This window comes from Candidatus Epulonipiscium viviparus (genome assembly GCF_000171335.1).
Taxonomy (GTDB): Bacteria; Bacillota; Clostridia; order Lachnospirales; family Cellulosilyticaceae; genus Epulonipiscioides; species Epulonipiscioides viviparus.
Map to the genome: position 1 here is coordinate 1 of NZ_ABEQ01000035.3, position 13,365 is coordinate 13,365.

The window sequence follows — 13,365 nt, forward strand, 5'->3', positions numbered from 1 at the left end:
TATAAACGGCGGTACCAAGTTTCATGTTTTTGTAAAACCACTCACTCACATCTGGATCAAACCTAATGCAGCCTTGAGATGCGCGGTCGCCTAGCACTCCGTATCCCTCCAATAAATAGCTGCCAGTTTTGTCAAAAATAATGGAATGGTATAAATAGTCTCCAAAAAATTGCACTGCATTTTTGGCCATATAGCCCTTGTTAACTCCAAAATAAGGAACATAAGCAGTCAATGAATAAATGCCTCGAGGAGTTGGTGACTTGCGTTTCCCGGTAGAGCATATTAAATCTTTAAATAATACCCATTTGCCATCTTCCTTTTCGAATATATAGGTTCTTTGCCTATGTAAATCGGTCCAAACCAAGCGATTAGTTTTGCTGGTGAGCCCTAAGCTATTTACATATGTTTCAATTTGCTCTGTCGTTGCTCTATTTTTGTTTACTGGAGGGTCATTGTATAAGCTAACGCTATCCCAAGGAACAACTACTAAGCCAGTTTTAGTTTCTAGATAATTGTTGGTATCGATATAATAGCTGTACCCGTCTTCTGCCATATGAATAGTTACTTCCTGACCAGCTTTTAATCCGTTTGTTGAATACCTCATTTTGCCTTTAATAATATATGCTGGAAACACTGCTTCTAAATTTTGTGCCTGAACTTGAGCCTTAGCTTTTTCGGTTTCTATTTTTGTAAGTGAATTTATTCGAGCTTGATCTGCAGCTTTAAGTGCGGCCTTTTCGGCTTGAGCACGTGCGGATTCGGCTTTGGCAAGTGCATCGAGTTTTGCTTGTTCTGTATCTACTTGGCTCTGTGAAACTTTTACGGCGTTTGTTAAGGCTGTGAGAACTGCTTGTTCTGCAGATGTAAGAGGTGTAGTTTTGTTGTTGGCGAGGGTATCCAGCCTAGCTTTTTCTGTATCAACCATTGCTTGGATATCATCGCGTGCCTTTTGAGCTTGTTGTAATTCTAATGAAATGCGTGTCTCTTCTACTTGATAAATTTCTTTTGCTATTCGAGCTTCTTCGGCTATTCTCGATTCTTCAGCTTTTTTAACTGCCTCTATAAACTCAACTTGTGCATCAAAATCGTCGATAGAATCAAGCGTTTTATTTGTTTCTTCGAGCTTCTTCGCCTCTGCAGCTTTTTGCGCTTCTGCAGCTTTTTGTGCTTCTGCGGCTTTTTGTGCTTCTGCAGCTTTTCTTGCCTCTTCGGCTTTTTTCGTTTCTTCTGCTATTCGTGCCTCTTCTGCCAATCGTGTTGCTTCAAGTTGTTCATTTTTGGCCGCTATTTTTTGTTGTACATACTGCGTGTTGGTTGCTACAATTTTATTAAATTCTGCGGTAGTATCTACAACTTTTGGAGGAGTATAGATAGTTTCACCATTTTGTTCGATTTTTGTAATGTTGATGTTGTCTGCATTTATACCATAAGTATATTGTGGAAACAAATTTTCAATTTCCCACGTTTGACTATAGTTGTCCTCATATGTAACACTCAATAAATTTGAAGTTAAATTGTGAATCCCATAACTGGATGTTTGCAAAAGATTGTTTAGTTCACTATTTTTTTTCTCGACCAAGGAATAATAATTGCCGTTATTTGCAATAGAAAAGATGTTTGAAAGAGAGTTTATTGGAACGTAAATCCCATTGCTACCGTGTAAAAAATAAGTTTCGAGTGCTCCGGATGTTAGTATTTGATCTGACAATGTAAAGTTGAGATTTGCAGGAGAGTTGGCGGTCAGAATGGCCTGCGTTGTATTCATATTGTTTATACCTGGATTGGTAAAGACATAATCCACGTTATCATACGTATATAAAGCTACATTTTGTCCATTTATTTGTGCGTACTTTGTTTGTGCAAGAGTGCCTTGCAACATTCCGATTTCTATAAGCCAATTTTGTTTCTCTTCATCTGAAATATTGATATCACTAAACAAATTTTGTGTCTCTAAAAAATCAATGGGTTTAGCAAATGTAGATGAATGCATAGAAAAAAATAAACTTATTGCCCCTAGTAATACTTTGTTTTTCATACCACAACCACCCTTTTGTTGATAAAATATAGTCGATAAACATTATATCAAATCTTACATTTATTGGCAATGGATTTAAATAAAATAAATCTAGCCCAGTTAAAGTTTTTAGAGGACCAGATTCATTGTTAGAGTAGGGATATACACATTTTTATTGTATAGGTGCGGTATCAAGTTGTTCTACTTGTTGACTTTTCTTAATATGATTCAATAATTTCTTCTTAGAAAAAAATGGAGATGTCTTTAACATTATGCTAAGAGGAAATGGGATTCCTGCAATAATATCAAGCTTTCCTTGCATCATTGCCTCATATCCCTCTTGCGCAATTTTGCTAGCAGAAGCAGTTTGTTTGAATGATTCTGTTTTTTCGGTTCGAGATCGTTGCGCAAGGCGAGTTTCTGTAGCCTCAGGCATTAGTGCGGTTACAGTTACTCCGGTGCCTTCGAGTTCAGACGCTATTGCATTAGAAAAAGATGTAACGTATGCTTTTGTGGCATAGTATACAGCTTGAAGTGGTCCGGGCATTAGAGCTGCTGTGGATGAAGTATTTAGAATTTTTCCAAAGCCTCTTGCTATAAAGTCGGGTAAAAATTTTCTGGTAAGTTCGGTAACGGCAATCATATTGATTTGCATCATGGCAAGGTTGGTTTCTAAGTCTTGTTCATAGAAATATCCTTGATTGCCAAGTTCGGCATTGTTTATGAGATAGTTGATTTCTATTTCTTGTGACTTTATTTCGTTATAAAGCTCTGTTGCGGCTCCAGGTTTAGATAGGTCTTTTGYAATGCAATAAACTTTTGATTGACATTTAGAATCGATTAGCTCGGCAACGTGTGTTAAATCTTCCGTTGTTTTCGCAACGATTACTAGATCGCCCCCTTTGTACGCATGTAGTTTGGCAAGTTCCAGACCTATCCCGCTAGATGCTCCTGTGATTAATGCTACTTTTTTCATGTTAAAATCTCCTTCAAGTATAGATTATAGTGTATAATGCGAAGTCTATAATAGGGATTATGTTTGGTTTGCTAATATTATTCGTTCTAGAAATTGTCCGGTATATGATTGTTTTACTGTTGCGACTTCTTCGGGTGTGCCGGTTGCAACAACAGTTCCCCCTTTGACTCCACCAAGAGGTCCCAAGTCTATAATATAGTCTGCAATTTTGATAATATCCAAATTATGTTCGATTACTACAACTGTATTTCCATTATTTACAAGCCTGTCTAATATTCTGATAAGCTTATCTACATCTGCAAAATGCAACCCCGTTGTTGGTTCATCTAATATATATATTGTTTTTCCGGTAGTTCGTTTGCTAAGTTCAGTGGCAAGTTTTATACGCTGAGCTTCTCCGCCAGAAAGAGTTGTGGATGGTTGGCCAAGCTTGATATAAGAAAGTCCAACATCGATTAATGTTTTTAATTTCTTTGCAATACTGGGGATATTTTTAAAAAATTCAAAGGCTTCGGCAACAGTCATATTCAATACATCGGAAATAGTTTTTTCTTTATATTGAATATCCAATGTCTCTCTATTATATCGTTTTCCATGACAAACTTCGCAGGGAACATATACGTCTGGAAGAAAGTGCATTTCTATTTTTAGAACACCATCTCCCTTGCAAGCTTCGCAGCGCCCACCCTTAACATTAAAACTAAATCGACCTTTTTTATAGCCTTTTATTTTAGCCTCTTGTGTTTGCGCAAAAATATCTCTAATTAAATCGAATACTCCAACATATGTGGCAGGATTTGAACGAGGAGTTCTTCCTATAGGAGATTGGTCTATGCTAATTACTTTGTCCAAGTTTTCAAGTCCAAGAATATCTTTGTGCGCACCAGGTTTGACCTTGGCACGATTCAAATCTCTTGCTAGTTTTTTTAGCAAAATTTCATTAATTAAGGTACTTTTTCCAGATCCAGAAACGCCGGTTATGCAGGTAAAAACTCCCAGCGGAATAGTAACAGTTATATCTTTAAGATTGTTCTCTTTTGCACCTTCTATTATAAGCTTATGACCATTGCCTGCTCTGCGCACTTCTGGTATTGCTATTTTTTTACGACCGCTCAAATAATCTGCTGTAAGGGATTTTTTGTTCTTAACTATCTTGCTGATGGGTCCAGCGGCAACAATCTCACCGCCATGTTCTCCGGCACCAGGACCGATATCCACAATCAAGTCGGCAGCAACCATCGTCTCTTCATCGTGCTCGACAACAATTAGAGTATTGCCAAGATTTTTCAATTTAATAAGCGTTTTTATAAGTCTTTCGTTATCTTTTTGATGCAAACCAATGCTAGGCTCATCTAATATATATAAGACTCCTACCAAGCCAGATCCTATCTGCGTTGCCAAGCGTATTCGTTGAGATTCTCCACCAGATAATGTGCCGCTGGATCTAGCAAGCGAAAGGTAGTCTARTCCCACATCTACCAAAAATCCTATYCTTGCATTGATCTCTTTTAAAATTTGAGCACCTATTGCTAGCTGCCTGTCAGATAAATTTATATTGAGAAAGAAATCTTTTAAATCTCCAATTGGCAACTGAGTTAYTTCAGATATATTTTTACCAGCAACTGTGACTGCTAATGCGCTATCCTTAAGACGGTTGCCATGACAACGGCTACACGGAATGCTAGTCATATACGATTCATACTCGGCTTGCATTCCWGCTGATGTTGTTTCTCTATATCTTCGCATGACATGTTCGACGATGCCCGTAAATGCATAATCATAAGTTCTGGTGCCATATTCTCCATAATAGGTAAATTTAACCTTTTTGCCATCGGTGCCATATAAAATCATGTTCTGAACAGTTGCCGGTAATTTGATAAAAGGGGTATCTAAGTCAAAATTATATTGCTCCATAAGTTTTTCAAATAAAGCATAGGCGTAACTTTCTTTATTCGCAATAGAGCCCCATCCGATAACGGCAATTGCGCCCTCTCTGAGAGTTAAATTTGGGTTTGGAATGATCAAATCTTTGTCCACTTCTAGCGTTTGACCAAGCCCAGTACATTCGGGGCAAGCTCCATAAGGATTGTTAAACGAAAATAATCGTGGTTCGATCTCTTCTATGTTTATGCCGCAATCAGGACAAGCAAAATTTTCGCTAAATTGTAGTGTTTGCGTGCCTGCATCTATTATCAATATACCGCCCGTAAGTTTCATAATTGTTTCGATTGAGTCGGTTAATCTTTTGCTAATGCCMTCTTTTATAACAAGTCTGTCAACTACAATTTCTATGGTATGCTTCTTCTTTTTATCTAAGGTAACTTCATCCTCAGTTAAATCTACCAATTCGCCATCAATTTTTGCTCTGATATAGCCTTGCTCAACAGCTGATTGCAGTATCTTTTTGTGTTCACCTTTTCTGGCACGTACAACAGGTGCTAATAGCATAATCTTAGTTTTCGCAGGCAATTTGGAGATTTGATCAACCATTTGGTCAATGGTTTGCTTTTTGATTTCTTTGCCACATTTAGGGCAATGAGGAATTCCGACTCGCGCAAATAATAATCGTAAATAATCATATATTTCTGTCACTGTTCCAACAGTAGAGCGAGGGTTTTTGCTAGTAGTTTTTTGGTCTATGGATATAGCAGGAGAGAGCCCTGTAATTTGATCCACATCGGGTTTTTCCATTTGTCCTAAAAATTGTCTAGCATATGAAGAGAGAGATTCTACATAACGCCTTTGCCCTTCTGCATATATTGTATCAAATGCTAATGAAGATTTTCCAGAGCCACTAAGTCCGGTAAATACAATCAGTTGGTCTCGAGTTAATTCTAAATCAATATTTTTTAAATTGTGTTCGCGTGCACCTTTAATAATCAATTTATTTTTCATTATTTTTCCTCTACATGATATTATTTTAAATAGAGTATGTACTATAAGAATACATTTTAAACATTGAATGTTAACAGCGCATTAAAAAAGGGAGAGCTTCAATGTATCTGAAGGCATCTCCCAAAGCAAAAATCATTTTCTATTGATAAACTCTATTGCCGTTGTTAAGGTCACGACCATAATCACAAGTATAAAGCCACTCTACAACGTCACCATCGGATAGTTTATATTCAGTGCAGCTATAGTTCGGAAAGATCCCGTTGACACGATAAATCCAGCCACTGCGTCTTCCCGCATCAGACTTTTCAAAGTTGCCAATACTTTCAATATGTGTTGCATCGCTAAAAAGTAAATTAGAATAACCTAGCTCAAATTCATTCCCTCGACTCAAGCGAAGCAATAAATCAAAAACACTCTCATTTTCCAAAAGAGTAACAATGCTAGTAGGATATATATCACCATCTTCAGGAACGCGTCGGCGTTTTAGAAAATTTAACTTATTTCGATTCACATCTTCTAAGAGAGTATCGCATTCTATACTAAAAGTCACATTTATTTTATTTTCAAGGGCTTTAATATTGGGTAAAGTATTGGATGCTAAATATTGTGTAGCATCTATAGTAGTGGTGTCGTTAGCTCCCCAAGCAATAGTAAAGATAAAAAGAGTTGTCAAGCCGCTAAATAAACATTTTTTAGTTAGTTTCATTTTCTCCAAAGGTTTATATTTAAACCATCCACCTTTCCTTTAGAATTATTTCAGTATATGCATTAATTAATTGGTTAAAATTGGTTATAACATACATCCCCCCCTCTTAAAAAGCATTATTAATATTGTATTAATGTTTGATTAAATAAATGTCTATATATTTTATTTATGTAATTTATAAAAAAATTGTAGCATTGATTTTAAAAAATGTCAATAAATATTTTGGACAAACTATAATTCGTTTTAAAACTGTATATTTTGTAAATTAAGTATACACCCAGGCATATAATTAATTTGTATGAACTAAAGTGAAAGAAAGATGAGGTAATGAAATGCAGCAAAAACTTAATAAATTATTAACTTCAAAATTAATGTTAAGTATATCCGGTATTTGTTTGATAATGAGTATTATAAGCATAAATATGGTGAACTTTGCGTGGGTTACTGTAATTCTTTTGGGGGTGCCAACTATTTATATGGCTATATGTAGATTTATAAAAGAACATTACATAAGCTCTGCCGTTCTTGTAAGCATAGCAATAGTGGCATGTATATGTGTAAATGATATTGTGACCGCAGGAGAGATTATATTTGTTATGGTTTTGGGTAAAAGTATTCAAGATAGAGTTATCCAAAAAGCAAAAGATAGTGTATATAATATTGTAGAAGTAGTTCCTAAAAAAGCGCGGGTAATTACCATAAAAAATGATTTCCATATCATAGAGACTATGGTTGATACAGAAGAAGTGGCGTTAGAAAGCATTGTTAGAGTTTTGCCAGGCGAAAATTTTCCGGTCGATGGAGTGATTGTAGCAGGCTATACTGCAGTTAATCAGAGTGTCATAACTGGTGAAAGCTTGCCGATAGATAAAGGTATAAGTCATCGAGTATTTGCRGGAACAACGAATAGCGTCAATGCTGTAGATATAAAGACGATCAAAACCTTTGAAAATTCTTCGATGCAAAAGATGATTAAGTTGGTAACGAAGGCAGAGGCCAAAAAAGCTCCTATAGAAAAAGTTATAGACAGGTGGTCTAAGTGGGTGGTTTTAGCCGCGATTATAACATCAATATTAATATATATAGGGTTAAATTTGTATGCAGATCAAAAAGATTTTGCAATGAACCGCGCRCTGGCGGCTTTAATAACATTTTGCCCATATACATTAACGATGATTACTCCAGTTGCAGTGATCTCGGCAGTAAGGCGTGCCACAAAGCAGGGCGTGGTTATCAAGTCTGGAATAGCGCTAGAGCAGATGGGTGACGCTTGTACTATAGCTTTTGATAAAACTGGTACAATCACAGAAGGAAAGTTGAGAATCACTGATGTTRTAGCATTTGAATATGACGAACAAAAAATAATCAGCATAGCCGCGTCGGTAGAATGGCAATCGATACATCCAATCGGAAGAGCTCTCAAAAAATATGCTATTAATAATAATATGCCGATATTAGAACTTCAGGATGTTGAAAGTTTAGAAGGCAAAGGTATTTTGGCCAAATGGGATAATAAAACTGTTTTTGCTGGAAGCGAAAGATTGGTGAGAGAAGATGCAAAGATAAGAATTTCCAAAAGCATTCAAGAGGCCATAAATCTGCTAGTGGATCAAGGAAAGATAATAGACATAGTGGCCGTTGATGGCAAAATAATTGGATTAATAGGATTCGCTGACAAAATTAGAAAAGAATCATTCAGTGTAGTTGCGAAGTTGAGAGAGCTAGGCGTAAATAAGGCGGTGTTGCTAACAGGAGATAATGTAAAGAGTGCCAATTTCATAGCTCAGGCAGTTGGTATCAATAATGTATACGCAGAACTTTTGCCAGAAGGTAAAGTGGTGGTCGTTCAATCTCTTATAGAAAAGCCATCAAACGTATGCATGATAGGAGATGGAATCAATGATGCCCCCGCTCTAAAGACGGCAAATGTTGGAATTGCTATAGGATCAGTGCGTAACGATGTTGCCCTCGATGCTGCAGATATTGTTATAATGGGTGATGAGATTACCAAACTTTTGTATATCAAAAAACTTTCAAATGTAACTCTCTTTGCGATAAAGTTTAACATCATTTTGTTGTTTTTGGCGAGTAGTGTGATATTGGCCCTGTCCATAAGTGGAACTTTAAATACGCGCGAAACTGTGGTGGTATATAATATTAGTTTGATTTTAGTACTGCTGAATGTTATAAATTTATGTAACAAAAAGATCAAGTGATCTATAATATATGAACGATGCATGATATAATGAACATATTTCGGAAATATATTAAATATTGGAGGTAAATTATATGAAAATAGTTGTTTTAGATGGTCATATGCTAAATCCTGGAGAGCTCAGTTGGGAACCTCTTAGTAAGCTGGGAGATTTGGCTGTATATGATAAAACTGATTTTAACAACAAAGCTATTTTAGAGAGGATAGGAGATGCAACTGCAGTTTATACCAACAAAACACCGCTAGATAGAGAGGTTATCGAAAAGTCACCAAATTTAAAATTTATAGGCTTATTAGCAACAGGATATAACATCGTCGATATCGATGCCGCCAAGGAAAATGGAATTGCAGTGTGTAACGTGCCTTCATATGGTTCGCAAGCTGTTGGTCAATTTGCAATCGGACTATTGCTAGAAATTTGTCATCATATAGGTCATCATGCAAATGAAGTAAAAAATGGTCGATGGGAAGCAGATCAAAAGTTTTGCTTTTGGGATTTTCCTCTTATCGAATTGGCTGGTAAAACATTAGGAATCATAGGTTTTGGACGCATAGGAATTAATACCGGAAAGATTGCAAAAGCAATGGGAATGGAAATTATCGCCGTGGATAATTATGAAACTGATGAAGGAAAATCGATCGCGGAATACGTGGCTATGGATACGTTACTTGCCAAATCCGATGTAATTTCGTTGCATTGTCCATTGTTTAAAGAGACAGAAGGTATTATTTGTAAAGAAAATATTAATAAAATGAAAGACGGTGTAATTATCATTAATAATTCTAGAGGGTCGCTAATTGTAGAAGAAGATTTGGCTGATGCGTTAAATTCGGGAAAAGTTTATGCCGCAGGTTTGGACGTAGTGTGTGAAGAGCCGGTTAGAGCAAACAACCCTCTCCTTTATGCCAAAAATTGTATAATTACACCGCATATAAGTTGGGCACCAATAGAAAGTAGGCAACGATTGCTCGATATTGCAGTGGATAATTTGCAAAAGTTTCAAAATGGAAACATAGTTAATTGCGTAAATGGGATAGAAAAATAAAAAACATCGAGTATTGCCTATGCCGCAAATACTAAAAAATCAGTAGCTGCGGCGGTATTATATTAATCTACATCCAGTTGGATTACTACCGGATATTTGGTCTTAATTTTTGGTCCAATAATGGTTAGATGCGCGTCGCAAGATCTAAATTCACATTCTCCGTGCCCCAATATAGAAACCTTTTTGATTACGGCATTAAAGCGGTTGTTGTGTTGCACGTTTCCAAATGTTTTAACGTGAATTACGCCATCGGCAGGCCAGTTCATTGCAAAGATATATATTTTGGCYTTGTTGCACGTAAATCTAAAATCATCGGTAGCATAGCCCTTAAAGTTCATGTCGCTAAAGTGACCCTCTTCTGTTACAGTAGGCCCTTCACCATATTTTCGATACGGATACGATCCATAAATAGCGTCGCCGTTCACTCGAAGCCATTTGCCAACATCTCTCAAAACTTTGACGTCTCCTTCTGGAAGCGTACCATCTGATTTAGGCCCCACGTTAAGAAGYAAGGAACCGTTTTTGCTAACCACATCGACTAGYGTKGCAACAACCTCGCTGGCATCTTTATAAATATTGCCAGGTGTGTAGCTCCAAGAGTTTTTGGCAACAGAAGTATCGTTTTGCCAGAAGTATGGCGAGATGCCGCTAAGTTGTCCTCGCTCAATATCTTTGACTGCAGAAGTATGCGCAAATGCGTCGTTTTTATAGTTGATAGTAACTTCTTCGCCCCATTCTTTGCCGCGGTTATAATAGTATGCTGCAAATTTTTTGAGGTACGGTTTCATCGGTTTAATTTGTATCCACCAATCAAAGTACATAATTTTAGGTCGGTATTTGTCCACAATTTCACAGGTTCTAGCAAGCCAGTCTTGCATAAACAATTCATCGATATTTACCAAGTCGATTGCTCCAAATGAAGGAGTTTTTTCGCCGCTTTCGGTATCAAATTTACGCTCATAAGATGGCCAATACATATCCCCATATGGAATATACGTGACAGGGTCATCTTCTCGCTCTCGCATTCCGCCCATAAACCAGTAATGTTCCATTCGATGCGATGATGCGCAAAATGTCATCCCCTTTGCTTCGATGGCKGTTTTCAAAAGCCCCATCACATCTTTTTGTGGTCCCATCTTGCTGGCACACCAATCGCTTAACACGCTATCATACATCTGAAATCCATCACAATGTTCGGCAACGGGCATTACAAACTTGGCACCAGATTCTCTAAAAAATTCAGCCCATTCATCTGCATCAAATTTTTCGGCCTTAAACATAGGCACAAAGTCGCGATAGTCAATTCCTGCTCCAAAATTTTCCTGATGAAATGAATAAATATCTTTGCCGCGCTGGATGGCTCCTTTGCGATACATAAAGTTGGGATACCATTCACTGCCAAATGCAGGTACAGTATATACGCCCCAGTGCATAAAGATTCCAAACTTTGCGTCGCGATACCATTTTGGAACCGGATAGTTAACGAGATTTTCCCAGTCATCTTTATACGGACCTTTTGAAATTACTTCATCGATAGTTTTAAGGTAATTATTTAAATGTTCTTTTGAATACTCTGCTGCTTCTATTATCATAATTAAACTCCTAACAAGAAAGATTTTTACTGTTTTATATTATCATAAACCGGTAATTGATACTATTAAAAAATATTCAAAATTTTTTAAAAAACTTTTGATGTGAACAAAAATTGCAATAATAGTTTACGCTGCCGTCAAAAAGTGATATAATTGTTTTGTAATGAATTTGTAGAAAAGATTTAATAATAGGGAGGAAGAGAAAATGAATGGTATTACAATGATGGCAATTGCAATTGTGGCTCTCGGATTGGCATACATATTATATGGCAAGTGGCTCGAAAAAACTTGGGGCATTGATGCAGATAAAAAAACTCCAGCATATGAATATGAAGATGGAGTGGATTACGTTCCTGCAGATGCGAATGTGGTGTTTGGACATCAGTTCGCRTCGATTGCCGGGGCGGGGCCGATCAATGGTCCAATTCAGGCCGCTATGTTTGGGTGGTTGCCAGTTCTATTATGGGTTATCATCGGAGGAATATTTTTTGGTGCGGTACAAGACTTTGTTTCGATGTACGCTTCTGTTAAAAATAAAGGTAAAACTATAGGCTATTTAATAGAAAAGTATATAGGAAAATTGGGTAAAAAGATGTTCTTACTATTTTGCTGGCTGTTTTGCATCTTGGTGATCGCCGCGTTTGCGGATATTGTTGCAGCAACATTTGATGGCTTTGCAAATTCTGGAGCAGAGATCGAAGCCAACGGTGCTGTTGCGAGCACATCGATGATTTTTATTGCAGAGGCAGTAGCACTCGGATTTATTCTAAAAAAGTATCGATTTAGTAAAGGTATAAATACTAGTATTGCGGTAGCGTTGCTCGTTGCGGGGATAGCKCTCGGAATGATGTTTCCTATTTTTGTTGAAGGGTCTAGTTGGCATCTAATAATATTTATATACATTGGCATTGCAACCATTACTCCAGTTTGGGCGTTGCTTCAACCTCGTGACTATTTAAACTCATACCTGTTGGTAATCATGATTTTGGCCGCAGTKGTRGGAGTGTTTGTTGCTAATCCTGAAATCAATATGGAGATGTTTACGGCATTTAATGTAGGGGGATTGAGCATGTTCCCGTTCTTGTTTGTAACAATTGCATGTGGCGCAGTATCAGGATTTCACTCACTAGTATCTTCTGGAACATCATCTAAGCAGATTAAAAACGAAAAGCACATGCTGCCGATTTCATATGGGTCTATGTTGTTAGAAGTATTGTTAGCCGTAATCGCATTGATAGCGGTTGCGTCGTTTGCTTCAGGGGAAGCTGCTGCCAACGGATACACAACGCCGGCACAAATTTTTGCAGGAGCAATTGCCAACTTTTTGAACACTTTGGGACTTCCACATAATGTAGTTTTTACATTAATAAATTTAGCAGTTTCGGCATTTGCGTTAACAAGTTTAGACTCTGTTGCGAGAATTGGGAGAATATCTTTTCAAGAGTTGTTTATTGATGATACCAAAAAGCCAAACGCGGTAACTACCGTATTGGCAAATAAATATTTTGCAACATTGGCGACATTGGCGATGGCATATGCATTGGCAAAGTTAGGGTATGCGGCAATTTGGCCATTATTTGGGGCATCAAATCAGTTGCTATCCGTAATAGCGTTGCTAGCCTGTGCGGTGTATCTAAAGCATGCAAAAAAGAAGAACGGGATGTTGATTATTCCGATATGTGTAATGATGATAATCACGTTTTCTGCGTTGGCTCAAAATATTATTAAGCTAGTTATCTTGTTTGGGGCAGGCGAAGGTATCAATACTGGAAACATTTTACAATTGATATTTGCAATTCTAATAGCAGGATTAGGCGCAAGCGTAACATACGAAGGAATCAAGAAGCTATTTAAAAAAGATGAAGACATGACCGAAGACAGCACCGCGATAGCAGGGTAATCTTAAAGGTAATTGATATGT

8 protein-coding genes are annotated in these 13,365 nt (G+C 37.2%); 3 read left to right on the forward strand and 5 right to left on the reverse strand.

The window, feature by feature from the left end; all coding sequences use genetic code 11:
* From EPU_RS12705 to EPU_RS11745, 4 genes are all read right to left on the reverse strand, one after another.
* A partial coding sequence (locus EPU_RS12705; RefSeq protein WP_010167762.1) for a L,D-transpeptidase occupies positions 1-2,035 on the reverse strand: 2,035 nt, incomplete at its 3' end.
* A 151-nt stretch (positions 2,036-2,186) separates the two neighbouring features.
* Positions 2,187-2,990, reverse strand: coding sequence for an SDR family NAD(P)-dependent oxidoreductase (locus EPU_RS06350; protein ID WP_010167764.1), 804 nt, complete (start codon positions 2,988-2,990; stop codon positions 2,187-2,189).
* Between the two features lie 57 nt (positions 2,991-3,047).
* Positions 3,048-5,885, reverse strand: coding sequence for an excinuclease ABC subunit UvrA (gene uvrA, locus EPU_RS06355; RefSeq protein WP_029488136.1), 2,838 nt, complete (start codon positions 5,883-5,885; stop codon positions 3,048-3,050).
* Between the two features lie 139 nt (positions 5,886-6,024).
* On the reverse strand, positions 6,025-6,591 hold the full coding sequence (locus EPU_RS11745; protein WP_010167768.1) for a DUF4430 domain-containing protein: 567 nt from the start codon (positions 6,589-6,591) through the stop codon (positions 6,025-6,027).
* A gap of 332 nt (positions 6,592-6,923) precedes the next feature.
* Here EPU_RS11745 and EPU_RS06365 point away from each other — a divergent pair, with 332 nt between their 5' ends.
* Both EPU_RS06365 and EPU_RS06370 read left to right on the forward strand, forming a co-directional pair.
* Positions 6,924-8,807: a heavy metal translocating P-type ATPase gene (locus EPU_RS06365; RefSeq protein ID WP_010167770.1), complete on the forward strand. Its 1,884-nt coding sequence runs from the start codon at positions 6,924-6,926 to the stop codon at positions 8,805-8,807.
* Between the two features lie 73 nt (positions 8,808-8,880).
* Positions 8,881-9,852 (forward strand): D-2-hydroxyacid dehydrogenase, encoded by a 972-nt coding sequence (locus tag EPU_RS06370; RefSeq protein ID WP_010167773.1) that lies wholly within the window; start codon positions 8,881-8,883, stop codon positions 9,850-9,852.
* Between the two features lie 62 nt (positions 9,853-9,914).
* Here EPU_RS06370 and EPU_RS06375 read toward each other — a convergent pair whose 3' ends face one another.
* Complete coding sequence (locus EPU_RS06375) at positions 9,915-11,444, reverse strand: alpha-L-fucosidase (protein ID WP_029488137.1); 1,530 nt, start codon at positions 11,442-11,444, stop codon at positions 9,915-9,917.
* A 205-nt stretch (positions 11,445-11,649) separates the two neighbouring features.
* Between EPU_RS06375 and EPU_RS06380 the strand changes: the two genes are divergently transcribed.
* Complete coding sequence (locus EPU_RS06380; RefSeq protein WP_010167777.1) at positions 11,650-13,344, forward strand: carbon starvation CstA family protein; 1,695 nt, start codon at positions 11,650-11,652, stop codon at positions 13,342-13,344.
* Positions 13,345-13,365 lie beyond the last annotated feature (21 nt).

Coding starts and splice junctions, on each gene's coding strand:
- EPU_RS11745 (WP_010167768.1), bottom strand. CDS start 6,591: ATGAAACTAACTAAAAAATGTTTATTTAGCGGCTTGACAACTCTTTTT.
- EPU_RS06370 (WP_010167773.1), top strand. CDS start 8,881: ATGAAAATAGTTGTTTTAGATGGTCATATGCTAAATCCTGGAGAGCTC.